Below are 26,441 nucleotides of genomic sequence, written 5' to 3' on the forward strand. Positions count from 1 at the left end.
TAACCTCATAAATATTATTTTAATTGCACGATATGCAAAAAGAGCGCAAGACGCGCCCTTTCAAGCAGATGGTGGAGTTGTCGGGGTGAAATACGCACTTCGATTTTGAAAGGTCTTTCACCGTAATTGTCTTTGTTTTCTTCGGCGTGAGATTATAGGTAATAGTAAATTTGAACGTGCCGGGATCGTCCGTGTCATCCCATACTACAACGGAATTAACAAGCAGGTCTATAATGCGCCGTTGGAATTCGGGATCGTCCACGTTCCCTTTTGTAAACTCGGTAAGGAAAAAAATCACCTGCGGCTTGTCTAACTTTATGACAGCCGCTTTTTCCTTTGCAAGCCGCCGTTCTGCGTTTCTGCGGTCTTTCTCTAACTCATTAAGGCGGTTGGCTAATGTGAGCGATTCTGCGCCGTTCTCGACTAATTTAAGAAGCCTTGCAATGGTTTTTTCTATGTCGGCAATTTCGTTCTCTATGGTGGGAATGGCAGTCTTTTCCGCCTTTTCTTTCTCCGCCGCCTGAATTGCTATATCGGCAATGTGTTCTATCATATCGGGTGTGAGCAACTCTAATGTATCTTGCACTATGGTTTTTTCTAACCACTCTTTCCGCATAGGTGATTTGGTACATCCGTTGTTACGCTCTCCGCGCCGCCCTGCGCAAGTGTAATAGAAGTATTTACGCCCGGTGTGGCTTGTGCTTGCCGTACCCGTCATAACTTCGTTACAATGACCGCAAATGAGCTTTCCCGACAACATATAATCAACAAGAGCTTTCCCCCGTGCAGGTGCATCTGCGTGGCTATTTAGCCGTTCCTGTACCTTGTTAAAAGTGTCTTCGTCAATGATTGCAGGAACGCCGCCCTCAACCGTTATATCCATAAATTTGTACTGTCCGATATACTTCTTATTGCGGAACATCGAGGTAAAACTGTTCTTGTTGAATTCTGCGCCTGTTTTCGTCCGATAACCTGCGCCGTTAAGCACTCGGCAAATATCAGCAACGCTTTGTCCTGCTGCGTACATTGCAAACGCTTTTCGGACGATAGGCGCGGTGCGCTCGTCAATGACTAACTTCTTATTCTCGATTTTATAACCTAATGAAATGTGTCCGCCGCAGGAATTACATTTCAGAGCCGATTCGTGCATACCTCTTGTAATCTTCTGCGCAAGCTCCCGTGAATAGAATTCAGCCATACCCTCTAACACGGATTCAAGAATAATTCCCTCCGGGTTATCGGTGATATTTTCAGTGGCGGAAATCAAGCGCACACCGTTCTTTTTAAGCCTTGCTTTGTATGTTGCGCTGTCGAACCTGTTCCGGGCGAAGCGGTCTAACTTATAGACGATAACGGCTTGCCATAGTTTCTTGTCGCTGTCCTTTATCATTCGTTGGAACTCAACACGCTTTTCGACATCCTTTGTCGCAGTCAGGGCGCGATCTACATATTCTCCGACAATGGTATATCCGTTGGCTTCACAGAACTTTTCACATTCGCGCCGTTGCCCCTCAATAGACTGTTCGTTTTGCCTATCGGAACTGTATCTCATATATAATACAACATCCATAATTTTGCTCCAAAAGTGTGTTTTTAAGTGATAAAAGTGAATGATTTTAGTGGTTTTCAGTAAAGTGTCTTATAAGAATAAATATATAGAGAGCTTTATAGAAAAAACCGATTATTATTCACTTTTATCACTTTTTAATTTTAACAGGTATGTGATAAATTCTGCTTGTTCTTTAATCCCCAAAGAGCGGAATACCGAAACCAACTCTAATTCTTGTTTAGAAAACCCGTTATTCTCGGCAATCGTCAGCGTGGCATTCGGGCTTTCGTTTATTGCATTGAACAGGTGGTTGGAACGAACGGAGTTATCATTCGTGAAATTTACACGTTCCCAATTCAGCATAGCAAGTTCAAATCCATCTTCCGATACTTCTTTTATGCGTAAGCTCTCACGCATAAAATCGCCGTAAGCGAAGTTCATTGTTTTGCCGTTCTTGCTTATGGTGATTGCCGTATCGCTCTCGTTATAGGAATAGTCATTATCTATCAACCATTCCGCAACAAGCCCCATAATTTTACGGGCATAGGCTTCTTCATCTTCTTCGCCTGTAAGATAACCAACACTTACTCCGAAATACCTTGCTAAAAGTACAAGGTTCTTTTGGCTAATACTCGGTAGGTTAGAAAGGAAGTTTTTCCCTGCGCCGCTCTCAATAAAAGCGGTGGTTTGGCTCACGCCTTTTTTCTTGCATAATTCCTTGATGCGAAGTTTAAGAAGTTCGGTGTTCATAATAATTCTCCTAAATAGGGAAAATATTTTCAAAAATTTTCCTAAAAACTCTTGACATCTTCCTAAATAGGGATTATAATAGGCGTATAAACAACTTTCGTTGGCAGATTGCATAAGAAAAACACTCTCTGCGTGAGTTGCTTTACGGTCAAGAGTTCTTGAATGGTTTTTGAATTGTGGCAAAAACATTATACCATTACGAACACTAAATGTCAACGATTGTTGTTTATAAATTTTGAAAATCAAGGAGGTTTTTCTATGAAAGCGGAGCGTGATAAGATACGCATTATGCTTCTGAACAACAATCTTTCGCAGGTATGGCTAATCAATCAGCTTGCCGACAAGGGTGTTGCTACGGACAAAGCGGAATTGAGTTCTGCTTTGAGCGGTTCTCGCACGGGTGCAAAGATAGACAAAATCATATCCGCATCGTTGCAGATTTTGAGCGACTACGAGGATTGGAAAAAGAAGCAGGTATGAGTACGGTTGAAATTCCGAGAGAAAATCAGACTGTACTCGGCAGATTAGTATGTAGAGCTGCAAGAGCCTATTTTGAGAACGAAGAACATCGCAGAGCGTTTGAGGAGTGGTACTTGCAAAACTACGGCAAACCCTATGTATGGAAAGGAGAATCCCATAATGACAGAAGAAGCTAAAAATGCACTTTATCACCGTTGTCGGTGGTGTCGTTATTTCAATAACGGCTGTTGCACAAAATTAAGCGAAGAATTCGACAAGCCGCTTGAAACAATCGAAAGCGAAATTGACTACGCTTTGGGTGATGGCGAATTGGTTGAACCGCTTCGTGAAGTGTTGGAAGATGTTCGTCCTCGTTTTTCCGAAGAATTGCGGAAAAACGACAAGAAATGGCAGGACTTTACGGACGAACTTATCGCAAATATCGAAACTGCCGTAAGACACTCTCTCTCATTCGATGAAAGCGTTAATGCGTTTGAGTTCAAAGACAACAATACAGAATTTTACTGTAAATATTTTGAATAATAAGGAGAATCAAAAATGACCGACCAAAAAAACACTACCGTTTCACATCACTATTAAGCACGGTGAAGACATTATCACCGACATCGACACAGACGGAATCCTTGCCGCTGTAAGTACAGAAAGCGAAGATCAAACAGGAGGAACAGCCGTACATTTACTCACCGAATGCAATACTGTTAGACTGTTGGGCTTGATTGAGGGTGCAGAACGAGCTAAAAAATCAGCGATTAACAGTTTAACAAAAGGTTTGGGAAAATTATTCGGCGCATCAGCAAATGCAAGCAAAGACGAATAAAAAATCGGGTAATGAATTTGAAGCCTTTTTTTGCGAGAAATTATTCTCTAATGGTTTTTGGGTTCATAACCTTGCGCAAAACCAAGCAGGGCAACCTGCGGATGTAATCGCCGTAAGAAACGGTGCGGCATACTTGATAGATTGCAAAGTGTGTTCGGGTAAAGAATTTCCGTATTCACGGGTAGAAGAAAATCAAGACAGTTCAATGCTCTTGTGGGCGGACTGCGGCAACGAAGTTGGTTGGTTTGCTCTACTATTCGAGGACGAAGTTTATATGCTCTCACACGCACAAATCGCATTCAATCGAAATATCCGCTCCGCTCTCCCGGCAAGCGAAATCCGTAAGCTCCCTACGCTTGAAAGGTGGTTGGAAAAATGCAAGTAAAAATCGGCAGCAAAATCAGAATAACCGATCCGACAGACGAAGTTATGAGCTGGTGTCGTGATAACTTAATTCTTCCTAACCCCGACTACTCGAAGAAGCTACGAATGCACTTGTGGATAGGTAACACCCCCTCGCATTTATTCCTGTTCGAGATTGACGGAAACGACCTGCTTATCCCTTTTGGGTGTTTGCGCGATATTCTGCCGCTTATTGAGGGCAGTCCGATAAGAACGGTGTTCGGAAATACGGCGCGTGTTGATTATCGAGCGAATGTTCCTCTTTACGACTATCAGGAAACAGCGGTTGATGCGCTTGTCGGAGAATATTACGGCATACTTCAAAGCCCTGCCGGGAGCGGTAAAACGCAAATGGGAATTGCGGTGATTGCAAGAATGGGTGTTAAGACCTTATGGCTCACACACACCAAAGACCTGCTCGACCAAAGTAAGGAACGCGCCGAACTGTACATAGATAAATCGCTGTTAGGCACTATCACAGAGGGCAGAGTGAATATCGGCGCAGGAATAACCTTTGCGACTATTCAAACAATGTGTAATTTAGATTTGGCACAGTACAAATACACTTGGGATTTGATTATCGTTGACGAATGTCATAGGTGTACGGGAACGCCGACCGCCGTAACGCAGTTCTACAAGGTTTTGAATTCCTTGTCGGCGCGTAACAAATACGGATTGTCTGCGACCGTGCATAGAAGCGATGGGCTAATCAAAGCGACCTATGCTTTACTCGGAAATATCGTTTACAGCGTTCCGAGAGAAGCTGTGGAAGACAAGATTATGCAGGTAGGAATAAAGCCCGTTGGCACTCCCGTTAAGCTCACACACGAATGCTTGAATACGGACGGAACGCTATGCTATACGAAGCTCATCACTCACCTATGCACAAGCCCTGAACGAAATCAGCTTATCACCGATTGTATTATCGAAAATGCAGAACACCCTGCGCTTATACTCTCGGATCGCCTTAACCATCTCGAAGCCTTGATGAACTCGCTCCCTTTAACTTTACGAATTAAGGCTGTAATGGTTGACGGAAAAATGACTACGAAAAAAGGCAAGGAAGAACGGAAACGGGCTATCGAAGATATGCGCACGGGCAGAAAGAAATACCTATTCGCAACATACTCACTCGCAAAAGAGGGCTTGGATATTCCCTGCTTGGAACGGTTATTTATGGCAACGCCGCAAAAGGATTATGCTGTAATAACGCAAAGCATCGGGCGTATAGCCCGAATAAGTAACAACAAACAACCGCCTATCTGTTACGACTTCGTGGACGATATTCGCTATCTGTTCAAGGCGTACAAAAAGCGGTGTACCACCTACAAAAAGAACGGCTGTTATTTTGTAGAGGATTAAAGGAGTATCGCTATGACAGCATTAGAAGAAATCTTGAAAAAGATAGAAGCAAAAATCAATCTCGGAATACCGCTCACCGAGAGAGAGGCTGCTATGTGGACTTTATACGAGGATCGGAAATGACATTAGGCAGCTTATTTGACGGAGCAGGAACATTCCCCTTTGCAGGTTCGGTATTCGGCATAGTGCCTGTTTGGGCAAGCGAAATCGAAGCGTTCCCGATAAAAGTAACACAAAAGCGTTTCCCGAAAATGGAACACTTGGGCGATGTTACGAAAATCAAAGGAAACGAAATAACGCCCGTTGACATTATCACATTCGGTTCGCCCTGTCAGGACTTATCCGTTGCAGGAAGACGAGCAGGGTTGGACGGAGAGCGGTCAGGCTTGTTTTTGGAAGCCGTGAGAATCATAAAGGAGATGCGTGAAAAGACCGATGGAAAATATCCAAAATACGCAATATGGGAAAATGTTCCCGGAGCATTCAGCTCCAACAAATGCGAAGACTTCCGAATCGTCCTCGAAGAATTCTGCAAAATCAAAGACAGTTCAACCGCTATTCCTCGACCTACGGGCGGAAAGTGGCGCACAGCAGGATTTATCTTGGCAGACGGATATTCAATCGCTTGGAGAACACTCGATGCACAATTTTGGGGAGTACCCCAACGCCGTAGAAGAATCTTCCTTGTGGCAGATTTTACAGGCGGAAGTGCCGGAGAAATACTATTTGAGCAAAAAGGCTTGCAAAGGCGTTTTGCGGAGAGCCGTGAAGCGTGGAACGGAATTGCCCCTGCTTCTACTTATCGCCCTTATCCAACAGGGGGAATTGACGGAAGCGGAACTGCAAGAGCTACGACTAATCCCCCCCCCTGTAATCTCACTTGACAATCATCCTGCCGACAGCAGAGTAACCGTCAATGCAGATAACATAATTCAAACATTAACTTCCCGTATGGGAACGGGCGGCGGAAATACACCGCTCTTGCTTGTCGCAGAGGGTGTTGACACGTTCAATCAGACCTTGACGGGCGATAAAGCTAAAACCCTGCTTGCAGGACACATCGACAAAGACGGTGTACCCTGCGTGGCGTTAAACATTTTGCAAGATGCCATATCAAGCGAAAATGTCGCGCCGTGCTTATCAACCGGCAACCCGAAAACAGGACAGGCGGCATTGGCAGTATGCCTACCGTACATATTGCTTGACGATCAAGGCGGCGGAGTAATCCGCACTAAACTAAACGCCGAGAAAAGCCCGACATTACGGGCGCAGGACAAAGGACATCCGCCTTGCTTATGTTATTCGATTGACAGAGCGGCGTTCAATCAGGGCGAAAACGCACAATTCAATATCGGCATAGACGATAAAGGAATTGCTCACACGCTTGTTGCGAAAGGTCCGGGCGCAGTTTGTTATCCTGTCGGACTTCACGGCGATAAGGCAGGAACGCTTGATGCAAGTTATTATAAAGGTTGCGGAGAGCGCAACGGCACGGAAAGAGAAGTTATAGCCTATCTGCTCAACACAAAATGGATTGTCCGCCGTGTAACGCCTACTGAATGCGCAAGGCTACAAGGAATGCCCGATTGGTGGTGTAAAGGCGTTGTTCATAAGGATGCGCCCGAATACAAAATGTGGGGCAACGGAATGGCTCTCCCTTGTGTGCTGTTCGTTATGCAGGGTATAGCTCAACAACTGCGAAAGCAGCTACTACGAAAAATCGGAGGTAAAGGCTAATGCACATATTCGACTGCGAAGTTTTTAAGTACGATTGGCTATTCGTGTTCAAAGACCTTGAAACGGGCGAATACACCGTTATTCACAATGATAACGATGCCGTGAAAGGGTTTATGACAGAAGACAAGGTGATTGCCGGATTCAATAACAAATGGTACGACAATCACATTCTGAAAGCTGTCCTGTGCGATGCCGACAACGAAACGATAAAGGGTATCAATGACTTTATTATCGGCGGCAGGAATGGTTGGGAACACCCTTTCATTCAAGCGCATAAGTGCTATTTCGACAGCTTCGACCTTATGGACGATATGCAACAGGGATTATCTCTGAAAGCCATAGAAGCCCATTTAGGTATCAATATCAAAGAATCCGAAGTGGACTTCAATATTGACAGACCGCTTACTACGGAAGAACTTGACGAAACAATTCTTTACTGCAAATACGATGTCGATTCTACCGAAAGGCTGTTCAGACTGCGTGAAAACTATCTGCAAAATAAACTCACGCTTGGCAGGGCAAAAGGTATTCCCGACACCAAAGCGTTGTATATGACAAACGCAAAATTAACCGCAAGCTATCTTGATGCTCAAAAACCTGTGGCGGAATACACGGACGAGCGCGATTATGTATATCCCGAAAATTTACTCCGTGAATACATTCCGCAGGAAGTGTTCGACTTCTTCGATAAGTTGCACGACAGGACTATCCCGGACGATGTGATATTCGCAAGCAAGTATGAATTCAAAATCGGTGAATGCGAATGCACGGTTGCTTACGGCGGAATACACGGAGCTATCCCCTCCTATCGGGAAAAGGCTACGGAAAGCCGCTCAATCCGCAATCAAGATGTTGCAAGTTACTACCCCCATTTAATGACTTTGGACGGGTATTGTAGCCGAAACATCCCCGATCCGAGCATTTATGCGGCAATGCTTGAAAAGCGTATGTTGGCTAAAAAGACGGGTGATAAGGCTACGGCAAATGCCTTGAAGCTCGTTGCAAATACGACCTACGGCGCAATGCTCAATCAGTACAACGACCTTTACGATCCGCTTATGGGTAGAAGCGTGTGTATTACGGGGCAGCTCCGTTTGCTTGAACTCACTTTCAACCTCGTTGCACATTGCCCTACATTAAAGGTTATTCAGCTCAATACGGACGGTATTATGGTTAGCCTTGACAATTCCGACCTCGTTTCATTCTCGCAAATCTGCAAGGAATGGCAGGAACGCACGGGATTTGAACTTGAAGAAGACTGTATCAAAGAAATCGTTCAAAAGGATGTAAATAACTATATCGAAATCGCTATGGACGGTGGAACAAAAATCAAAGGCGGTCAGTTGGTACGGGGAATTGCTCCGGCAGGAGCGTTCAATATCAACAATAACGCTACTATCGTTGCAAAGGCTATCTTGGAATATTTCGTCCACGATACGCCCGTTGAAAAGACGATAAACGAATGTCAGGACATACTCGCTTTTCAGCTTGTCGCAAAGGTATCAAGCAAGTACACCGAAGCGTTTCATATCGTAAACGGCGTGAAAGTGCCTATACAGCGTTGTAACCGTGTGTACGCTTCTCCCGACGTTCTAAATGGAACGCTGTACAAAGTACACGCTACGAAAAGCAACGACAACAAAATTGCAGGGCTTCCCGACCATTGCGTGATAGACAACGAAAATCAGCTCTCCGTAAAGGACATCGACAAAGTGTGGTATATCCGCTTGGCGAAGAAGTATATCAAAGACTTTCTCGGCATTGTGGTTAAGAAGCCTAACGGTAACAAAATAAGGGCTATCAGGCGGAGAATTCTGCAAGCTCTGAATTGCGAAGAACCGCCGCAGAAGCCCGAAAAACCGAAGCCGAAAGAAACCGAACCTGCGGCAGCAATCGACATAACGGATTATCGCCCGTACACCTACGAGGAAGAACCTATGCCGAGCTACAAGATTGACGGATTGTTTTTACAACAAACGAGCTATGCTTGCCCTGAACAATACGAAGTGTTTGATTGGGAGAGCAAGCAGGTTGGCTATCTTCGTTTGAGGTGGGGAACATTTAGGGTTGACTTCATTCATTCGGACGGTGAAAGAGAAACGATCTACCAAACAAGCGATTGCGAGGGCGATGGTGAATTCAGCGATTCCGAAAGAATGCGGTACTTAAATTTAGCTGCTAAAAAAATAAATAATAAAATTTTGGAGGTTAAAAATGGCAGTAACTAACAACAACAGCAAAGGCACATACACGGATTTGAACGTGTACGCAAAACTCCTACTCGCAAGGAAAATGTTCCTTACGGCAGGTGTGAAGAAAACGGGCGTAAATAGACACCTTGAATTCAAGTATTTTGAGCTTGAAGACATCGTGCCGGTTGCTACCGAAATCGGAAACGAAATCGGGCTTCTGTTCTTGACTACTTTCGAGAACGAATACGCGCTTATGACGGTAGTCAATACCGATAATCCTACCGAAACGATTGAATTCAAATCCCCTATGAAAGAGATTGATTCTATCGAATCGAGCAGGACGGGCGGCAAGCTCACTAACGCCGTTCAGAACTTGGGTTCGGTTGAAACCTACCAACGCCGCTATCTCTATATCACCGCGCTCGATATTGTCGAAGCGGACGGATTTGACGGAGATGTTGGCGCACCCGAAGCAAAGGCTACTACGAAGAAACCTGCGCCCAAAAAGGCAGCTCCCGTTACGCCCGAAAAGCGCAAAGAAATCAAAAACGAAGTGGTTGACAGCGCAGGACAGGCAGACGAACTTCAAATCGAAGCTCTGAAAAATGTTATGGAACAGCTTCTCGAACTCGATCCCGAACAGGAATCGCTCGTTCAGCAAATCGTTGTCGAAACGGACAAGCTCACGAATATCAGCAAGGAAGCGTGTGAAACGCTTATCACCGAACTCGGTCAGCTTGTCGAATCGTACACCGTTGTCAATGGCTCGGAGGAATAAGGTATGGAATGGCTTAACTCAAAGCAAATCAAAGTACAGCCGCCTAAACGCCCGAAGAAGCTCACGGGTACAAGGTTGGCGGCAATCTTCGGGCTTAACAAGTGGACTACCCCTTTCGCCGTTTGGTGTGAAATCACGAAGACTTATCAAGAGCCTTTTGAAGATACAATTTACACCAAAGCAGGTAAAGCAATCGAACCGAAGCAGATTGCCTTTATGAAGAAATCCTACTATATGACGGACACAAAAACGCCGACAGATATATACGGCGCGGACTACTTCAACAAAACCTACGGCGATTTTTTCAAGAGCGATCCGATATTCGGCGGAATGTGGGATGCAATCAGGGTGAACAAAAACGGCGATGTGTATTCCGTTCTCGAATTCAAGACTACGAAACGCGCCGAAGATTGGCAGGGTGAAATTCCCGAATATTACGCCCTGCAAGCGGCTCTGTACGCTTATCTGCTCGGCGTTGACAGCGTGGTAATGATTTGTTCGTTCCTCGAAGAATCGGACTACGCCGCACCCGAAAAATTCGTTCCGAGCGCAAAGAATACGATAACCGTTCCTTTCAAATTGAGTGAACGCTATCCGAACTTTGAAAAAGACTACATACTTCCTGCGCGGCAATGGTGGGCGGACTTCGTGGAAACGGGTATATCCCCCTGCTATGACGAAAAGGCGGATGCGGAAATTCTTAAAGTTTTACGCACGAACAATCTCAATCCTGACACCGACATAAACGGCATTATTGCGGAAGCGGAAGCCCTGCAAGCGAAGATTGATGCGGCAGAAGCGGAAATGAAAGCCGACACCGACCGTCTGAAAATTCTCACCGAACAAATCAAAGAACACGCTATGTCGCAATTCCGTGATGGCGATACGAAAGTAACTATCAGCGGCAGCACCTATGTTTGGCAGTTGGCGAAAACGGAATCCACCGAAATCGACAAAACCGCACTCAAAGCGGACGGACTGCTTGACAAGTACAGCAAGCCGAAAATCGGCTATCGTTTAACAAAAAATTCTATTAAAAAGGAGAACAAATAATTATGGCAAAAATCGCACTTTCCGACAGCACTTTCGCTGTCTGCCCGGAGGGAACTCACATTTTCCGTATTGAAGCGGTAAGCTACAAAGAAGACTTCGGCAAACTCGAAATCACGATGAAGACGAAAGAGGGTTATACGCATATCGAGCGTTTCAATTTCGTCAAATCTAACGGAGAACCCAACGAAATTGCAATCGGCATCTTCTCCCTGTTTGCAAAAATCTGTTTGCAGAACTTCGACCTCGAAGAAATCGACCACGAAGATTTGGTTGGTTGCTTTATCAAATGCGAAGTAACGCACGATGTTCAGCCGAACAAGAACGATCCTAACAAGAATATTACATTCTCTCGCTTGGGAAGTAAGGCGCAGGCGGACGAGTACGAAGACGGAGAAACCGCCACCGCTCCTGCACCTGCCACACCGAAGAAAGCAGCCCCCGTTACTCCTGCAAAGGCTACCCCTGCCACTACGCCGAAAACCGCCGCCGCTCCCGGCAAAAAGGTGGATTTGGCTTCCATTTTAGGTAGGAAATGAGAGAGAACAGACTACTGCTAAACTGCGTTAAATACTGCAAATCGGAGGGTATTTTTCATACCGTTGTTAAGGATAGCTTGTTCGTCTGCATAAACGAAAAGTTCATTGCTTTTCGCTTCGGCGCGGCAAGCGTGAAAGACGATAAACGGCTTGTGAAAAACGGAGGGCGTGTATATCGTCCTCCTACCCTCGAAGATTTTGTGGGAACTATCAGAAAGATACAAGGCGGTGATTGATATGAGTAATCCTTTCGAGAATATCCCAAAAGAATTAACAGACTTGAAACAATGGGTATGTGCTTGGAACAATTCAAAACTTCCGATGAAAGCATACGAAAAAAAAGCGGCATCATCCATCGATTCGACTACTTGGAGCGACTTTGAAATTGCGAAAGCCGCCGTTGAAAACGGAACTTACGACTATGTGGGATTCGTGTTTAACGATAACGGCATTGTCGGAATTGATGTAGATGACGGGTTTGATTCGACAGGTTTTCTTTCGGATTTGAGCATAGACCTTATGAAAGCGTGTAAATCGTTCACGGAGAAATCTCGGAGCGGACGAGGAATTCATATCTATGTCAAAGGTAAATTGCCGTTTAACGGAAAGAACAATCGGCAGGGCGTTGAAATTTATCAGCAAGGCAGGTTTTTTATCACAACGGGCAGAATGCTTGTGTATAAAGACCTTATTGAAAATCAGGCGGCTATTGATTATATCGTTGAGAAGTATTTCCCCGAAATCGACAGAGTGCGTGAAGACGGTACGGTTGAAAAAGCACCTGCATTCTATACCCCCGTTTTTGAGAAACCTGCAAACGGCAAAATTTCCTTAAAACCGACCTATCCCAAAATAGCGCAGGGCTTACGAAATCAATCCCTTACTTCCCTTGCAGGGCAACTGCACAGCAGGGGCTACACGAAACAACAAATCTACTACGAACTGCTCCGTTGCAATCAAGAAGCGTGTACACCGCCACTCCCGGCGCGTGAAATACAGACCATTGTAAACAGCGTAACGAAGTATCAAAGGTGAAAATATGTCAGTTCAGATCACTCACGGCGATTGCCTGAAAATAATGCCTACGATGGCGGATAACAGCGTTGATTTTACGCTAACCGATATTCCATACGGGGAAGTAAATCGGAGCGACAACGGCTTACGGAAGCTCACAAAAGAGCAAGCCGACATATTGACTTTTGGGCTAACGGACTTCCTCTCGGAAGTGTACAGAATAACGAAAAACAATATCTGTATATTCTGCGGACGGGAACAATTTAGCGAAATACATAAATTCTTTACCTCGATTGGGGGGGGGGAGTTGCCGACCTATCGTTTGGGAGAAATCAAATCCCTCCCCTATGAACGGGCAGTACGTTTATTTAAGCGGCGTGGAATTCGCCGTATGGTTCAAAAAGCAAGGCTCGAAAGTGTTTAATGCGCGGTGCAAAAATGTGGTTTTCAAGTACCCTAATGGCACAAGCAAACTGCATCCGACCGAAAAGAACCACAAATTATTGAGAGAGTTGATTTTGGATAATACCAACGAGGGAGATATGGTTTTCGATCCTTGTATGGGAAGCGGCAGTCATCTTCTCGTTGCCGCCGAAAACGGCAGAAACGGGAAAGGCGTTGAACTCAACGAACATTACTTCGGTATTGCAAAGGAACGCCTATCCCCTTATACCTGCTCAAACATTGGCTCAATCATAGACAGAATTAGGAGAATTAAAGATGAACAGCAAAGTACAGGAAATGCTCAAACTTGTTGATAAATTCAGCAATCGGCATCATAAACACGAAGTTCTTTCGGATTGCTTTGAGTGTTGGGCTATCTGCCTTTCAAATATGGTAGATACGCCGCAACGTGATGAGCGTGAAAAGCGATACCTTGAAATCGTCAAAAAGTACGATAAGTGCGACCTTGACATTATGGCGGAGCTGTTTGCGTTGGTATGGATAACGCTTACGCAAATGCCCGAAAACGGGTTTGCGGATTACTTGGGCGAACTCTATATGGCAAGCGATACAAGCAACAAAAAGGCAGGACAATTCTTCACGCCGTACAGCGTATCAAAGCTCTCCGCCGAACTCACCTTAAAAGGCAGCGATAGTTTGAAAGAGGATATTATCACTCTCTACGAACCTACCTGCGGAAGCGGCGGAATGATACTTGCGGCGATGGATACGCTCCAAAACGACTGCGGTATCAATTACACGGCGCACAGCTTCACCGTTGCAGGTGATGTTGACAGCAGGTGTGTTCACGCTTGCTACATACAATTATCGCTTGCAGGTGTACCTGCTATCGTTGAACAGCGCGATGCTCTCACGATGGAGCTTATCGGCGGTCAATGGAAAACTCCTGCCTATATTTTTCAATATATGCGTTTTAGGCACTTACTCAAAGGCACGGTACACGGAGGCAACAAATGACAAGAAAGCAATTTTTCAAAGCGATAGGGTTAGATCAGCGTAGAGATAAACTACCTTTTCTCAACCTAATAAAGCGATATAGCGGCAGACTTTCCTACACTCGGATGTATCTACTGGTTTATACTGCGGTAATGTTCGGTAAATCCGGGAGCGAAATCATTTCCTATATCGAAGTGATAATGGATAACGAACGGAGGTAATCAATGAGCAACGAAGCTATAACACCCGAACTGTTCCAACTTAAAAACGGACAATACATTATGTCGGAAGACCTTTCGGCAAAAATGTTTTACATAAAGAGCGTTCAGCCCGAAGCATATCAGGCGAACAACAGCGGCTATTCTTGGGATGAAAGCGGTATGGCGGAACTGTTTTCGGAATGTTACGAAAATGATACGCGCTTCTGCCCCGAAAACAAATCGTGGTACACCTATGACAACGGGTATTGGAAAAAAGATGTCGGCTCTCTGCTTGTTGCAGAAAAGATAAAGGAATTTACGCGCCTTATGGCTCTCTACTGCGGCGAAATCGCAGACGAAAGCAAACGCAAAGACTATTTCAAATTCGTTTCCAAAATGGGTGATAGACGGTTTAGGGATAGGCTTATGAAAGATGCAACAGGGGTAAAGCCTATTCCTGTTGCTATGTTCGACAGCAATCCGAATCTTATCAACTGCATCAACGGAACTTACGACCTTGAAACAATGACTTTCCGTGAACATAATTGGCGCGACTTCTTGACGATGCGTTCCAACATTGAGTACACGGCTACCGAAGATGTCCGTTGCGACCGTTGGGAAAAGTTTATAGACGAAGTAACCTGCGGCGATAACGGGAAAGCGGACTACCTACAACGGGCGTTAGGATATTCAATGCTCGGCGTTTGCAAGGAAGAATGTATGTTCATCCTGCACGGGAAAACTACCCGTAACGGCAAAAGTACGCTTCTCGGAACTATCCACCACCTGTTAGGCGATTATGCGACCGTATCTCCCGTTTCGATTATCTGCAAATCGGATAGGTCAAAGAACGCAGAAGCAGCAAGCCCGACAATCGCCGCTCTTAAAGGTAAGCGTTTCGTGTCGATGTCGGAAAGCGATCAGTACGGAAAGTTGGACGAAGAAGTAATCAAGCAGCTTACGGGCGGCGAAGAAATAACCGCCCGGAACCTGTACGAATCGATGATGACATATCTTCCGCAGTTCACAATGTGGCTGTCCTGTAATGATTTACCTGCCGTTCAGGACAAATCCTTATTTGCTTCGGATCGTGTGCGTGTGATTGAATTCAATCGGCACTTCTCCGAAAAAGAACGTGATATCAACCTCAAGGAAGTATTTAGGACGAAAGAAGCCGTTATGGGTATCTTCACTTGGCTTCTTGCAGGATATTTCAAATACAAGCGTTTCGGACTTGCTATGAATGACGAAATGAAAGCCGTTATTAAGCAGTACGAAAAAGATAACGACCTTGTGTTGCAATTTTTGGAAGAACGCTGTATCAGCTCCGAAACGGGCAGCAGGGCGAAAACGCTTTACGATGCCTACAAGATATGGTGTAAAAGCAACGGCTATTTCGTTTGCAGCGCAAAGAAGTTTAATGCAGGGATGGAACAGCATCCCGAACTGCATAAGGGAAAAGTTATGCGTGATGGCTACCCGTTTTATAAGGGTATTGAGTTGAGAGGTTGATATGGCAAAAGATTGGAAAGGAAACGGCAATTCGATATATAAAGCTCTCGGCGCATCCAACCATACCGAAGCGGAGCGTGAAGACAACGATTATTACGCTACCGATCCGATAGCGATTGATAAGCTATTGGCGGCGGAAAAGCCGTACAGGATTATTTGGGAGTGCGCTTGCGGACAAGGACACCTGTCGGACAGGTTGAAGAAAAACGGATTTATGGTTTTTTCTTCCGACCTTATTGACAGGGGTTATCCGGGAACGCAGGTCAAAGATTTTCTAACGGCGAATCCCCCCCCCTGTACCTGCGACATTCTCACAAATCCCCCGTACAAATACGCAAAGGAATTTGTGTTACGGGCGTTAGAGTTGATAAAGCCGGGAAGAAAGGTCTATATGTTTTTGAAGCTCACCTTTTTAGAGGGCAAAGCTCGATACATAGAACTTTTCAGCAAATATCCCCCGAAAACCGTATATGTTTTCAGCGAACGGGTTTTATGCGCAAAGAACGGCGATTTTCAACGGATGAAAGATACGGGCGGCTCTGCCGTTGCCTACGCTTGGTTCGTTTGGGAAAAAGGCAATTACGGCGGTACGGAGATTAAGTGGATATGAAGCACGGCGAAGAATATGTAAGCACAGGGCGGCATAGGATAACGCTCAAAGCATCGGCGGTTTTGGAAGATAGACCATACAAACCGCAAAAGACGATTGACGAAGCAAATCTCGAAACCTGCCTTAACTGCGATAACCCGAACTGCAAAGGAAATTGCGACAAGATAAAACGGAGAAAAAGTAATGACTAATCAAACCTATCTTTTATATATCAGGAAGTACAGTATCATCGCTGACGATTATGTGCTGTATGTTTACAAAGTAACTACCGATAATGTTTATCGTGTTATCGGTAAAATCGTATGCACTTCAATGGAGCATATCAAGCGGATCGATTTTAACGAATGGTCGCAAGAACGGGAAGACTTTTGGAAAGAACGGAAGCAAACAATTCACCTATACAGCGAACCGAAATTAAGTAAAGACCTTTATCCACTCGGCTATGTAAATATGTTGGAAAAGGAAACAGAACGGCTATCCGCCGAAAATGCGCTCTTACGGAAGAATGCGGCTAACGCATATCAGCAAGGCTTGGACGAAATGCGTGAGCTTGTAAAACCTGAAATTGCGAAAGAAATTTTGGATGAAGTATCTACCCATTACGGTGGTGCGTGGTTGGTTGAACTTTACAAAAAATACGGCGTAAATGATGCTCCTACAAGCCCGTAATTTGCCCTGTAACGCCCGAAAGCCCGAATCGGTCAGTTGCTCGACCGAAAGCGTTTCGCAAGACACGGACAGCAAAGCGTTAGAAATTGCCCTATAAAATCCCTATTTAGGAGGAAGTATGAATTATTACATAGCAAGTTGTTCCTGCGGCAAAGATAGTTTAGCTATGGTTTTGCGCTTAATCAAGGAAAAGAAACCTTTGGACGAAATCGTTTTTTACGATACGGATATGGAATTCAAGTGCATCTATGATAATTGGCTATTGCTAAAATGCTATGCAGGAAGACACGGAATAAAGTGTACTCGATTAGAACCTAAATGCTCTTTTCTTTACACAATGTTTGAAAAACCCGTCAATGTTGGAAAACCGAACGAACATAAAGGATATTCGTGGTGCGGTGGATGCTGCCGTTGGGGAACTACCGCAAAGTTAAAAGCTCTTGATGAATACTGTCAAGCGAAAAATGCAAAATGTTATGTAGGCATAGCAGCAGACGAAACCGAACGTCTAATTAAGGAACGGAAGCCTTATAAACTATTTCCCCTTGCAGAGTGGAAAATGACAGAGAGAGAGTGCCTTGATTATTGCCGTGATAAAGGTATCAGTTGGAAAGAAAACAGTATTGATTTGTACGATATACTCGACCGTGTTTCGTGTTGGTGTTGCGCTAATAAAAATCTATGGGAGCTATACAATATTTGGAAATACTTACCGAAATATTGGGAGAGATTAAAAGAACTTCAAGCAAAAACCCATAGACCGTTTAAGAAAGACTGTTCGATTTTTGATTTAGAACAACGATTCATAAACGGTTACATCCCAAAGCACAGGAAACGGAAAAATGGATAAAACTTATAGCCTTTACTGTATCAACGAATGCCCTATCGGGAAGAAGCAATCGGACGAATACTTATCGCAGAACAATAGTGCGTATGATGCCGCTATTGATATGCAATTCTTCGTCAATCGGTGTATCTGCACCTGTAAATATGAAAAAGAACGTCGTGCATACGACAAAAAGGAGAATAATTCTATGAACTACGAAACAATCAATCACCCCTCTCACTACACGGACGGAAAAATCGAAGTAATTGACTTCATCGAAGACAAACGGCTCGATTTTCACAAAGGTAACGCCGTAAAGTACATAGCTCGTGCTGGAAAGAAAAACGGCGCGGACGAAGCAACGGATTTAGGTAAAGCCGTATGGTACTTAAACCGTGAAATTCAGCGTATTACGGGTAAGCATCCGAATGACAAAGTGCAGGAAACCGTCGCTATTCAATTTGCACAGGCGATTGAAAGCGCATTTGCCTATCAGGATAAGAGCGATACCCTAACCGTTGAAGAAGTGCTTTCCACCGTAAAAGACATTCTTCAAAGACAATTCAATGTGTACGAGGTGGATAAATGATTTATGCAGAACAAACAACGGTAAGTTCGGAACGCTCACGGGCGGAAATAGAAACCACTCTCGGCAGATATGGCGCAACAAGTTTTGCTTATATGTGGCAGGGCTTAATGGCTGTAATTCTGTTTGAGTATAACGGCAAACGGATTAAGTTTATGCTTATTCTCCCGGACAGGAACAGCGATCAGTTCAGACTTACTCCCGAACGCCGTACAATCCGAAGTGCGGATGCACAGATAAAAGCCTACGAACAGGCTGTACGGCAGAAATGGCGCGCTCTCGCTCTCGTTATTAAGGCGAAATTGGAAGCGGTCGAAAGCGGCATTAGCGTGTTCGAGGAAGAATTTATGGCGAACATTGTCTTACCCAACGGACAGACTGCGGCGGAAAATCTTTTACCGCAGATTGACAAGGCTTATCGTGTCGGCGGTATGCCGAAAGTAATGTTGTTGGACGGAGGCAAGTAATGAAACCAAAAATTCTTGACGAACTCTTAAAGGAAATTCGGCGGCGCGGAGCTTACGAAGTGTCAAGAACTTCGGGCATCCCGAAAACCACAATCGAATCTTGGCTCTACGGCAAGGCTATCCCGTCTTTGGTTAAGGCGGCTCGTGTTGCCGATGCTATGGGCTTGGAACTCTTACTTTTTGAAAAGGAGAATTAAAAGTATGAAAAATTCAATAGTAAAAATAAAACATACCGCCGCAACGGACGAAACCACCTTTGCAGAAAAAACTATGAAAGCTGTACAAGAACTGCAAAATAGCGGTTTAGCCGTAGAAATTCAATATCAATCAGCGGTTGTTACCGATGAAATATCTGCTATCGTTTATAGCGCGCTAATTATAGGAAGACAGGAGAAAAATTATGGAAACACTCAACTCTAATACGGAATTCGGCAAATTAAAGGTCAGCGTTGCGTTTCAGAACCACTTTGCGGACATCCTTTATAATAAGGCAGAACACGCCGCATTTGAATGGCTCAAAAAATACAATATTTCCCCTGCCAACGATTGTTGGAGCGATCTTATTCAGGCGATTGATAATGCCCTATACGAAAGCATTAAAGTGTGTATGGATAACAGTGGCACACTCGTTGAATTGTTCTCGGATGTCAGCAAAAGTATTTACATTAAACAATATTCACGAAGTTATTTGCAATCGTGGACGAAAGCGCAACTCATAGAACAGATTGAATGCTTACAGCATAATTGCGCTGTCGCAAACGAAACAAATTATAATCAGGCGCAATACTTTGAAAAGTGCGTTTCGGACGAAGTGCAGAAACGGCTCAACGGCGTGAAAGAATGCTTGCAGAAAGCCGTCCCGCCTATCGGTTGTACTGTCGGCGGCGGTCGGTATGGTTGGGATAGAGCGATTGACCGCTGTCTTGAAATTTTCAGCGAAAGTGATAAAAGTGAATAATAATAGCTTTTTTCAGTAAAGTGTCTTATATATTACTCTCTTATAGAGGACTTTATAGAAAAACACTAAAATAATTCACTTTTTACACTCTCTCAAATAAAATAAATCACTTTTAGGAGGTAAACTATGGCAAAGAAATCAGGTGAGAATTTACCTGCAATATCCGCAGATACGGCAAAAGAAGTTGTAAAGCGGAAAGGAAATAATCCTACGGGGATTGGTGGATTCGGAGATGTTAACACTCAACCGGGAGATAACGCCCGTTACTTACGGCATACAATGGGTATGTGGGATTTACCGCCTATTGATATTGCCGATGCAGAAAAGGTTGAAGAACGCATTAGGTGGTACTTCACTTATTGCATACAGGACGATATGAAGCCCACCGTTAGCGGATTAGCTATGGCGTTGGGAATTGACAGAAAGACTTTGAATAATTGGAACAGAGGCGAAACGAGAGGTGTTACGCACTTACCCATAGTAAAAAAGGCTATGGCGGCGTTGGAAATCCTTTGGGAAGATTATATGCAGAACGGCAAAATAAACCCCGTAAGCGGTATTTTTCTCGGTAAAAACCACTTCGGATATACCGACAAACAGGAAATTGTCGTTGAACCTAAAAATCCGCTCGGAGATGCAGACGATCCCGAAGCTATCAAACAAAAATACCTTGCAGAACATCCCGAAGACGATGACAATTAGCCGCTTCCGGGCGCAAAAGAAAATCCGCAGTTGCGATTATGCAGCTACGGATTTTTATTATATGGGGTGTATGCTATTCAGTTATGCCGTTATTCCGCCACCAACCGCAAACGGCGTTGATGTCTTCACGGTCGATAAATGCTATTTGTATGCGCCGTTCTTCAACTTTGTCGGGAGTTTTCAACCACGCATCGCCTCGCCCGGTCAGGCGTTCCGCCCCTTTATGGTCGAGGATTGTCATACTATCCCGTATGGATGCCGTTTGTAAGGCTATGCGGCACGGGAGATTCGCTTTCAATAAACCCGTTACAACATTGACTGTCGGGCGTTGCGTTGCAAGTATCAGGTGAATACCTGCCGCCCTGCCTAATTGCGCTATGCTAACTAATAGCGGCTCTGCTTCGTCCTTGCACATAAGCATCAGATCGGCTAATTCGTCAATAATCAGGCAGATATGCGGTAACGCCTTGTCGGGCGGTAGTTGCTCGATATTGCTAACCGCTTCCGCATTCAGTTTTTCATACCGGGAGCGCATAAGGGTATTCAGATTTTTAACCACTTGCAACGCTTGTTGCCCGTCCTTTGCTATCGGTGCTAACAGGTGCGGCAAACCCTCATAGGCGGAAAGTTCAACCCGTTTAGTATCAACCATAAGCAAGCGCAGGCGGTTAGGCGTTGCCCTGAATAGTAAGCTGTTTAACAGGGTATTCAAGCAAACGGATTTACCGCCGCCCGTTTCACCTGCAATAAGAATATGCGGAGCTTTGGTTATATCCAAAATAACGGGCTTGCTTGCCGTATCATATCCCAAACACGCCGACAAAGGATTTTGAACGTCGTTGTATTCCTTGTTACGGAGTACATCGGAGAAAGGCACAAACTGCCGTTCCTGCCGTGTTACCTCAAGCGCAAAATGTGCGTTTTTGTTGCTGTCAACTTCCGCCACCTTGCAACGCAACATCGCAGACACGGGCTTTATATACCGTTTTACGCTGTTACGCTGCATAGGATCGGAAAGGTCAAAGTGATAGGTGATAACTTGCGGAGCTGCATCGGCGCAAACAAATTCACAATGCAAACCATAGGCAGAAAGGGCGGCGGCTATACCCTCGCCCTTGAAAATCCTGCTGCTTGCGCCGGTTGCAGAACCGCTTGAAAGTATTTTGCTTGACGGTAAATTGTAGAACATATTACACCTCAAGGAATTCAAAACACTTTTGCATCGGCTTACCACGTTCAGTTGAAAGCGTGTAAACGGTCAACATTCCGTGCTTGCCTTGCGCTTTGTAGTCGGCTTGCCGCTCGATTGCAAATCCGACCGCTTCCGCCTTATCGGGCGTTTGGTGCAGAATAACGCTTTTGTCGTTTTCCGTAAAGCTAACAAAGTAGTCCATATTTACCTCCTTTAATTGTTGATAAAGTTTTGGATATGCCTAATATCCTCCGCCGTTTCGTACACGATGCCGCAAGTTACGCTTATATATTCTTTGCGTGTTCGATCGTCAATCGTTTGTCCGTTCGGGAGAATGCCTTTAATAAGCAAATCCGCCAACGCAGACGGGGAATCAATCCCCATTTCTTCAAGCTGCTTTAATTTCGTATGAATGTACATATTTGCCTCCTTTTTATGCTACTCGACTGTACCACGTTTCACCGTTTGAGAAACGCGCCGTTATGCCGTATTTGTCAAATCCGTATTCTTTGAATAACGGTAAAATTTCGTTGTTTATCCGCTTCCGCTCGGCGTTTATCATACGGCGCAGAATATAGCTATTTACGCCATAATCGGCAAACGCATCCCGGCTATACTGTTCAAAATACCACTCGCCGGGAACTTCGGAATCGTCCACGCCTAATTGTGTACCGGCATAATACCCATCCCATAAACACAGCTTGAAAAATTTCAAAGTTTTGTTTACTTCGTCAATTTTCTTTTCGGCTTCGTTGCACATATAATTATCGAACAGATAATCAACGGGATCGGCGTTTTCGTCTTCCTCGCCTGTTTCTTCATTGATAGGGTAAAGCGGAATAGAAAAATCCGCCGCCCAAAGGTCAAAATCTTCCTGATACTTAAAATTTGATGCTGCCATTATAACATATTCCTCCTATAAAATCAAATAATAGCGTTTTCCCTGAATTCTCGAACCAACCCAAAACGCCGCGCCAACTTTTCAAAGTGTGCAGATGCCGCCGCTAATTCTGAATAACTCACGCCGTTTCGCTTGTTTCGTGTTGCCACTCGATGGCGGCTTGCCTTGCAGCTTGCTTGTGCTTTTCGTATGCGGTCGGCGGTGTATATCGTACATCGCCGCCGCTGTCTATAACTTTTCCGTCATCGGTCAAATAATAATCGTAAAGGGAGTTTACGCCCGTTACAATTACGCCGTATTTATCCCGTGCTTCCTGTTTTGAAATTCGTTTCATTATTCTGCCCTCCTGTACTGTTGCAAAACTTCATCGGGAGTTATAGCAAGCATTTTATTATATTCCTTTGTGTATTCCCGTTTAAGTACAGACAATTCCGTTATATACTTTTGCAGGGATTCGGGCGTTTCTCTGTAAGCGTGAGAAAGATTTTCCCCCAACTTCGTTATTTTTTCCTGAATAGGTGCTAACGCTTTATCGACAAAATGCCAACGAACCACGCCAACGCCCTCAATATTGCTTTTATAGGTTATTTCAAAATGCCGCGCTTCCCATTTGCAACGGCTAACAGTCGGAGCTTGCAACCCAACAACCGCCGCCGGGATATAAAGCGCATAACGAACGCCGAAAATATGATCGTCATTATCCGCTATTTTGATAATAAAGGCAGAATCAAGCGAAAAATCCGCCTTGCGTTTCAAGGTGCAGACGGTCGGCAGCTCTAAACCGCCGCGCCTGAATTCGTTATTTGTGCTTGCGCCCATACTAAACCATCCGCGCCCCGTTTCGCATATAACGCCGGAGCGGTCAAAAAATAATATATTGCCTATTTCGTAAGGCTTACCATTTACATCCGTAAAAAACGGATTATAACAACTTGAAGTAAATAATTTCATAATGCGCCTCCTTTACCACGCCCAAACCGGGAGGGCTTTGTGGTCGATTCTTGTCTTGATGCCTTTAATGCGTTTTGCGTTTTCGGCTTTGTCGGCGCATAATACGCATTTTTCGAGGGCTTTATGTATAACCGATTCAAAGTTATACCGTTCCCAAGTGCGATTCAAATAGCTAATTTTAGCCGTGTTCAGGGTGTAAAAATAGCCCTGTTTTCCGTTGCATACTTGAATTTCGGCTATATGCCTAAACCCGTTGCGCGTGCTTTCGGAGCGGCAAATTATAACGATTTCCGCGCCCTTGCTTGTTGTGTTAAATACTGTTTGCATAATGTTACCTCCATACAATAAAATTTTTATGCAGATCCGCCCGGCGGCGGATTTCGTCTTAATTCTCAAAGACTCATCGGTGCATTTTAGGCGCAAAACGCTTTATAAACTGTTTCGTCAGGTGCGCCCGATTCTATTAGGTCGATAACCTTTTGATATTTAGCCGGGATTTTGTTATATTTGCGGACAGAATAACCGCTTGAATAACAATTCAAATAAACCTCTTTTATAATGGTTGTTTTGCATCCCGGCGCGGTTAAAATATAACCGTCTAACAGACTACCGGGAATAAGATAAGACATAAACCCGGCGCGCCTTTCGTAGAGTGTAAAAAGGTTGTCGATCCTTGCTTGCGATGAAATGTACATATATAAACCTCCATTAAATAAAATCTATTTCCGCATCGGTAACGGCAAAATAAATTGATTCTTGATTCAGGGCTGTTTTTATATCCCTTGCAATTTTTAACGCCGTTTCGGTGTCGATTCCGCTTAACTCCGCTTTAATGCTGTTTTCGTAAACCGTTGCGCCGTTGTCGTTGTGGGTGTAAATGCCCTTGCAGCGTGTGAGCGTTGCGCCCCCTGTATATAATAGGATTATCCCGGCGATCCGCTTTTCCGCTTGCGTGGTGCTTATTATTTGGCGTTTGGTGTCCTTGTCATTAAGCCCCGTTATAATTGTAAAATTTTTCATACTTGCCTCCGCTATTACGATTATTTTCGTATATGCTTATTATATACGATTATATTCGTATTGTCAACAGTTTTTATAAACTTTTTACGATTTTTTTCGTAAATTTTTTTTGCGTTTCATTTTTGCACATTTTCGGAGCGTTTGCGGAGCTGTCAACCCGGCAGCGATCCGCCGGGCGTGGGGGAATTTTGGCGGAGCAGGTGGGTGGGTGAACCCCGTATGCACTCGCAAAAAATAAAAAGACACCCTATTTAGGATGCCTTTAAGTGTAAAAAGTGAATAATATTTAGTTTTTCCCTAAAAGTGTCTATAAGGAAGTAATATATAAAAGAGTTTATGGAAAATCGCTAAAATCATTCACTTTTATCACTTTGATTATCACTCTTAAAATTTTTTCGGAAAAATTTACGAAAAACTCTTGACATTACGAATATAATCGTGCTATATTATACGAACAGGAGAAATACTATGAAAGCTAACGAAATTATGCGTGATATTATGAAAAACCAAAATGTAGGCTTATCCAAACTTGCCGACAGAATGCAAAAATCAGTTCGCTTGGTGAGCGATAGATTAAGAATGGAAAATATCAGTACGGATAAGTTGATTGAAATACTCCGCTATCTCGATTACGACCTTGTTATTATGCCTCGTGGCAAAGCAGGGCGTATTGACGGTGCGTATATTGTTGACGGTGAAGAAAAATGATTTACGGATATGTACGCATATCGACAACGAAGCAGGAACAAGGAAATTCAAAAGAAGATCAATCCAACGCTATAAAAGAGCGTTACCCGTCCGCTTCCGTGATAGAAGAAACTTACAGCGGCGCAAAGGAACGCCCGAAATTTTTGAAACTTCTCGAAAGCTGCTCCGCAGGTGATACGGTGGTGGTTACGAAGCTCGATAGGTTTTGTCGTTCCACCAAAGAGGGTTTAGAATATATCGACTACCTAAAAAGCAAAGGCGTGAAAATCCATATTCTTAATATGGGATTGATAGAAGATACCCCTATCGGCAATCTTATGGTAACTATGCTCCTTGCCTTTGCAGAATTTGAACGTGCAATAATCAAAGAGCGCACGGATGCAGGAAAAGCTATCGCAAAGCAGAAGCCCGGCTACAAGGACGGTCGGCGGAAAATCGAAGTGCCGCTTTTTGCAGAGTATTTAGGTAAAGTGCAGAACGGCGAACTTATGGCGGTAGAAGCTATGCAAGCTCTCAACATTTCAAAAAGCAAATGGTACAGACTATGCAGCGAGGTGAATATATGAAAAAAGCGTTTTTAATTTGTCTGTTAGCGGCGGTGCTTATGCTCTTTGTTGGGTGTACGGACGAACCGAAGCCGCGCACTTGGAAAGATGACTTCACCGTGTCGCATATTACGCACGAAGAAATGAAATTCAAAACCGAAGAAGAACGGCTCGAAGCAATACTTAACGGCACGGCGGTTATGAAACACGACTATTATGTGATAAAAAGTAATGCAAGTGCGGATGCCATTTCGGTTTATCTCATTTTCGGGATAACCGCCGCCGAACAAATGGTAGAATATAAATTTCAGATTGTTGGCGGCATCGGGCAAGGTAAAACCGTTACGGAGAATATATTTTACTCCGAATACGAAGCCGAAATGGAAAAGAGCGGCATTGACTATTCAGGCGGTTATGTGGTAGAATTGAACCGTATCGAATATGAATTAAAAGATTAAATTTAATATACTTCACGCAAAAAGGCGTGATTAAAAGCTAACAAGGGCTATGAGCAAAATGCTTA

The 26,441-nt window shown here is 44.3% G+C and carries 39 protein-coding genes; 29 read left to right on the top strand and 10 right to left on the bottom strand.

Annotated elements, in window-relative coordinates; translation table 11 throughout:
- Positions 1 to 19: 19 nt before the first annotated feature.
- Positions 20 to 1,552: a recombinase family protein gene (locus NFR57_RS08215; RefSeq protein WP_251183361.1), complete on the bottom strand. Its 1,533-nt coding sequence runs from the start codon at positions 1,550 to 1,552 to the stop codon at positions 20 to 22.
- A gap of 132 nt (positions 1,553 to 1,684) precedes the next feature.
- On the bottom strand, positions 1,685 to 2,299 hold the full coding sequence (locus tag NFR57_RS08220; RefSeq protein WP_251183362.1) for a helix-turn-helix domain-containing protein: 615 nt from the start codon (positions 2,297 to 2,299) through the stop codon (positions 1,685 to 1,687).
- Between the two features lie 258 nt (positions 2,300 to 2,557).
- Between NFR57_RS08220 and NFR57_RS08225 the strand changes: the two genes are divergently transcribed.
- The 26 genes from NFR57_RS08225 to NFR57_RS08345 all read left to right on the top strand — a co-directional run bounded on the left by NFR57_RS08225 (position 2,558) and on the right by NFR57_RS08345 (position 20,601).
- Positions 2,558 to 2,779: a hypothetical protein gene (locus NFR57_RS08225; protein ID WP_251183363.1), complete on the top strand. Its 222-nt coding sequence runs from the start codon at positions 2,558 to 2,560 to the stop codon at positions 2,777 to 2,779.
- Positions 2,780 to 2,938: 159 nt separating this feature from the next.
- The gene (locus NFR57_RS08230) at positions 2,939 to 3,301 is read left to right on the top strand and encodes a hypothetical protein (protein WP_251183364.1); all 363 of its coding nucleotides are present in this window, start codon (positions 2,939 to 2,941) and stop codon (positions 3,299 to 3,301) included.
- Between the two features lie 275 nt (positions 3,302 to 3,576).
- Positions 3,577 to 3,981: a hypothetical protein gene (locus tag NFR57_RS08235; protein WP_251183365.1), complete on the top strand. Its 405-nt coding sequence runs from the start codon at positions 3,577 to 3,579 to the stop codon at positions 3,979 to 3,981.
- Positions 3,972 to 5,360 (top strand): DEAD/DEAH box helicase, encoded by a 1,389-nt coding sequence (locus NFR57_RS08240; RefSeq protein ID WP_251183366.1) that lies wholly within the window; start codon positions 3,972 to 3,974, stop codon positions 5,358 to 5,360. Before NFR57_RS08235 ends, NFR57_RS08240 begins: the two co-directional genes overlap by 10 nt.
- Positions 5,361 to 5,479: 119 nt before the next feature.
- Entirely contained in the window at positions 5,480 to 6,244 is a 765-nt protein-coding gene (locus tag NFR57_RS08795; protein WP_338022278.1) for a DNA cytosine methyltransferase, read from the top strand.
- A gap of 67 nt (positions 6,245 to 6,311) precedes the next feature.
- Complete coding sequence (locus NFR57_RS08800; protein ID WP_338022279.1) at positions 6,312 to 7,097, top strand: DNA cytosine methyltransferase; 786 nt, start codon at positions 6,312 to 6,314, stop codon at positions 7,095 to 7,097.
- Positions 7,097 to 9,325 carry a DNA polymerase elongation subunit (family B) gene (locus NFR57_RS08250; protein WP_251183367.1) on the top strand — a complete coding sequence of 743 codons (2,229 nt, stop codon included), beginning with the start codon at positions 7,097 to 7,099 and terminating at the stop codon, positions 9,323 to 9,325. Before NFR57_RS08800 ends, NFR57_RS08250 begins: the two co-directional genes overlap by 1 nt.
- Positions 9,312 to 10,067: an ERF family protein gene (locus tag NFR57_RS08255; protein ID WP_251183368.1), complete on the top strand. Its 756-nt coding sequence runs from the start codon at positions 9,312 to 9,314 to the stop codon at positions 10,065 to 10,067. Before NFR57_RS08250 ends, NFR57_RS08255 begins: the two co-directional genes overlap by 14 nt.
- 3 nt (positions 10,068 to 10,070) lie before the next feature.
- On the top strand, positions 10,071 to 11,120 hold the full coding sequence (locus NFR57_RS08260) for a YqaJ viral recombinase family protein (protein WP_251183369.1): 1,050 nt from the start codon (positions 10,071 to 10,073) through the stop codon (positions 11,118 to 11,120).
- A 2-nt stretch (positions 11,121 to 11,122) separates the two neighbouring features.
- Positions 11,123 to 11,656 carry a hypothetical protein gene (locus NFR57_RS08265; RefSeq protein WP_251183370.1) on the top strand — a complete coding sequence of 178 codons (534 nt, stop codon included), beginning with the start codon at positions 11,123 to 11,125 and terminating at the stop codon, positions 11,654 to 11,656.
- Entirely contained in the window at positions 11,653 to 11,892 is a 240-nt protein-coding gene (locus NFR57_RS08270) for a protein kinase family protein (RefSeq protein WP_251183371.1), read from the top strand. The genes NFR57_RS08265 and NFR57_RS08270 overlap by 4 nt, the downstream gene beginning before the upstream one ends.
- 85 nt (positions 11,893 to 11,977) lie before the next feature.
- Positions 11,978 to 12,691 carry a primase C-terminal domain-containing protein gene (locus NFR57_RS08275; protein WP_251183372.1) on the top strand — a complete coding sequence of 238 codons (714 nt, stop codon included), beginning with the start codon at positions 11,978 to 11,980 and terminating at the stop codon, positions 12,689 to 12,691.
- A 4-nt stretch (positions 12,692 to 12,695) separates the two neighbouring features.
- Positions 12,696 to 13,094, top strand: coding sequence for a hypothetical protein (locus NFR57_RS08280; protein ID WP_251183373.1), 399 nt, complete (start codon positions 12,696 to 12,698; stop codon positions 13,092 to 13,094).
- Positions 13,018 to 13,428, top strand: a complete 411-nt coding sequence (locus NFR57_RS08285) for a DNA methyltransferase (RefSeq protein WP_251183374.1) — start codon at positions 13,018 to 13,020, stop codon at positions 13,426 to 13,428. Before NFR57_RS08280 ends, NFR57_RS08285 begins: the two co-directional genes overlap by 77 nt.
- Positions 13,391 to 14,092: an N-6 DNA methylase gene (locus NFR57_RS08290; RefSeq protein WP_251183375.1), complete on the top strand. Its 702-nt coding sequence runs from the start codon at positions 13,391 to 13,393 to the stop codon at positions 14,090 to 14,092. Before NFR57_RS08285 ends, NFR57_RS08290 begins: the two co-directional genes overlap by 38 nt.
- A gap of 203 nt (positions 14,093 to 14,295) precedes the next feature.
- On the top strand, positions 14,296 to 15,783 hold the full coding sequence (locus NFR57_RS08295) for a DNA primase family protein (RefSeq protein WP_251183376.1): 1,488 nt from the start codon (positions 14,296 to 14,298) through the stop codon (positions 15,781 to 15,783).
- Between the two features lies 1 nt (position 15,784).
- On the top strand, positions 15,785 to 16,393 hold the full coding sequence (locus tag NFR57_RS08300) for an NAD(P)-dependent oxidoreductase (protein WP_251183377.1): 609 nt from the start codon (positions 15,785 to 15,787) through the stop codon (positions 16,391 to 16,393).
- The gene (locus NFR57_RS08305) at positions 16,390 to 16,584 is read left to right on the top strand and encodes a hypothetical protein (RefSeq protein WP_251183378.1); all 195 of its coding nucleotides are present in this window, start codon (positions 16,390 to 16,392) and stop codon (positions 16,582 to 16,584) included. The genes NFR57_RS08300 and NFR57_RS08305 overlap by 4 nt, the downstream gene beginning before the upstream one ends.
- Positions 16,577 to 17,062, top strand: coding sequence for a hypothetical protein (locus NFR57_RS08310; protein ID WP_251183379.1), 486 nt, complete (start codon positions 16,577 to 16,579; stop codon positions 17,060 to 17,062). Before NFR57_RS08305 ends, NFR57_RS08310 begins: the two co-directional genes overlap by 8 nt.
- Positions 17,063 to 17,180: 118 nt before the next feature.
- A complete protein-coding gene (locus tag NFR57_RS08315) occupies positions 17,181 to 17,912 on the top strand; it encodes an adenine nucleotide alpha hydrolase family protein (RefSeq protein WP_251183380.1) in 732 nt (243 codons plus the stop codon).
- A gap of 184 nt (positions 17,913 to 18,096) precedes the next feature.
- Positions 18,097 to 18,477 carry a DUF3310 domain-containing protein gene (locus tag NFR57_RS08320; RefSeq protein WP_251183381.1) on the top strand — a complete coding sequence of 127 codons (381 nt, stop codon included), beginning with the start codon at positions 18,097 to 18,099 and terminating at the stop codon, positions 18,475 to 18,477.
- A complete protein-coding gene (locus tag NFR57_RS08325) occupies positions 18,474 to 18,941 on the top strand; it encodes a hypothetical protein (protein ID WP_251183382.1) in 468 nt (155 codons plus the stop codon). The genes NFR57_RS08320 and NFR57_RS08325 overlap by 4 nt, the downstream gene beginning before the upstream one ends.
- Positions 18,941 to 19,138 carry a helix-turn-helix domain-containing protein gene (locus tag NFR57_RS08330; protein ID WP_251183383.1) on the top strand — a complete coding sequence of 66 codons (198 nt, stop codon included), beginning with the start codon at positions 18,941 to 18,943 and terminating at the stop codon, positions 19,136 to 19,138. Before NFR57_RS08325 ends, NFR57_RS08330 begins: the two co-directional genes overlap by 1 nt.
- 4 nt (positions 19,139 to 19,142) lie before the next feature.
- On the top strand, positions 19,143 to 19,361 hold the full coding sequence (locus NFR57_RS08335) for a hypothetical protein (RefSeq protein ID WP_251183384.1): 219 nt from the start codon (positions 19,143 to 19,145) through the stop codon (positions 19,359 to 19,361).
- The gene (locus NFR57_RS08340) at positions 19,342 to 19,899 is read left to right on the top strand and encodes a hypothetical protein (RefSeq protein ID WP_251183385.1); all 558 of its coding nucleotides are present in this window, start codon (positions 19,342 to 19,344) and stop codon (positions 19,897 to 19,899) included. Before NFR57_RS08335 ends, NFR57_RS08340 begins: the two co-directional genes overlap by 20 nt.
- Before the next feature lie 285 nt (positions 19,900 to 20,184).
- Positions 20,185 to 20,601 carry a DNA-packaging protein gene (locus tag NFR57_RS08345; RefSeq protein WP_251183386.1) on the top strand — a complete coding sequence of 139 codons (417 nt, stop codon included), beginning with the start codon at positions 20,185 to 20,187 and terminating at the stop codon, positions 20,599 to 20,601.
- A gap of 73 nt (positions 20,602 to 20,674) precedes the next feature.
- On the opposite strand, the gene NFR57_RS08350 is transcribed toward NFR57_RS08345, so the two are convergent.
- From NFR57_RS08350 to NFR57_RS08385, 8 genes are all read right to left on the bottom strand, one after another.
- Positions 20,675 to 21,790 carry an FtsK/SpoIIIE domain-containing protein gene (locus tag NFR57_RS08350; protein WP_251183387.1) on the bottom strand — a complete coding sequence of 372 codons (1,116 nt, stop codon included), beginning with the start codon at positions 21,788 to 21,790 and terminating at the stop codon, positions 20,675 to 20,677.
- A 1-nt stretch (position 21,791) separates the two neighbouring features.
- Positions 21,792 to 21,995 carry a hypothetical protein gene (locus tag NFR57_RS08355; RefSeq protein WP_251183388.1) on the bottom strand — a complete coding sequence of 68 codons (204 nt, stop codon included), beginning with the start codon at positions 21,993 to 21,995 and terminating at the stop codon, positions 21,792 to 21,794.
- An 11-nt stretch (positions 21,996 to 22,006) separates the two neighbouring features.
- A complete protein-coding gene (locus tag NFR57_RS08360) occupies positions 22,007 to 22,213 on the bottom strand; it encodes a hypothetical protein (RefSeq protein WP_251183389.1) in 207 nt (68 codons plus the stop codon).
- Positions 22,214 to 22,226: 13 nt separating this feature from the next.
- A complete protein-coding gene (locus NFR57_RS08365) occupies positions 22,227 to 22,694 on the bottom strand; it encodes a hypothetical protein (RefSeq protein WP_251183390.1) in 468 nt (155 codons plus the stop codon).
- A 118-nt stretch (positions 22,695 to 22,812) separates the two neighbouring features.
- Positions 22,813 to 23,028: a hypothetical protein gene (locus NFR57_RS08370; RefSeq protein ID WP_251183391.1), complete on the bottom strand. Its 216-nt coding sequence runs from the start codon at positions 23,026 to 23,028 to the stop codon at positions 22,813 to 22,815.
- A complete protein-coding gene (locus NFR57_RS08375; protein WP_251183392.1) occupies positions 23,028 to 23,513 on the bottom strand; it encodes a hypothetical protein in 486 nt (161 codons plus the stop codon). Before NFR57_RS08375 ends, NFR57_RS08370 begins: the two co-directional genes overlap by 1 nt.
- A 144-nt stretch (positions 23,514 to 23,657) precedes the next feature.
- Complete coding sequence (locus NFR57_RS08380) at positions 23,658 to 23,972, bottom strand: hypothetical protein (RefSeq protein WP_251183393.1); 315 nt, start codon at positions 23,970 to 23,972, stop codon at positions 23,658 to 23,660.
- 381 nt (positions 23,973 to 24,353) lie between these two features.
- Positions 24,354 to 24,665, bottom strand: coding sequence for a hypothetical protein (locus NFR57_RS08385; protein WP_251183394.1), 312 nt, complete (start codon positions 24,663 to 24,665; stop codon positions 24,354 to 24,356).
- Positions 24,666 to 25,133: 468 nt separating this feature from the next.
- Between NFR57_RS08385 and NFR57_RS08390 the strand changes: the two genes are divergently transcribed.
- The 3 genes from NFR57_RS08390 to NFR57_RS08400 are packed head-to-tail and all read left to right on the top strand — an operon-like array spanning position 25,134 to position 26,376.
- Entirely contained in the window at positions 25,134 to 25,373 is a 240-nt protein-coding gene (locus NFR57_RS08390) for a hypothetical protein (RefSeq protein ID WP_251183395.1), read from the top strand.
- The gene (locus tag NFR57_RS08395; protein WP_251183396.1) at positions 25,370 to 25,939 is read left to right on the top strand and encodes a recombinase family protein; all 570 of its coding nucleotides are present in this window, start codon (positions 25,370 to 25,372) and stop codon (positions 25,937 to 25,939) included. Before NFR57_RS08390 ends, NFR57_RS08395 begins: the two co-directional genes overlap by 4 nt.
- Positions 25,936 to 26,376 (top strand): hypothetical protein, encoded by a 441-nt coding sequence (locus NFR57_RS08400; protein ID WP_251183397.1) that lies wholly within the window; start codon positions 25,936 to 25,938, stop codon positions 26,374 to 26,376. Before NFR57_RS08395 ends, NFR57_RS08400 begins: the two co-directional genes overlap by 4 nt.
- Positions 26,377 to 26,441: the final 65 nt, after the last annotated feature.

The sequence above is a fragment of the Anaerocaecibacter muris genome (assembly GCF_943192945.1).
In the GTDB taxonomy this organism is placed as follows: Bacteria; Bacillota; Clostridia; order Christensenellales; family Pumilibacteraceae; genus Anaerocaecibacter; species Anaerocaecibacter muris.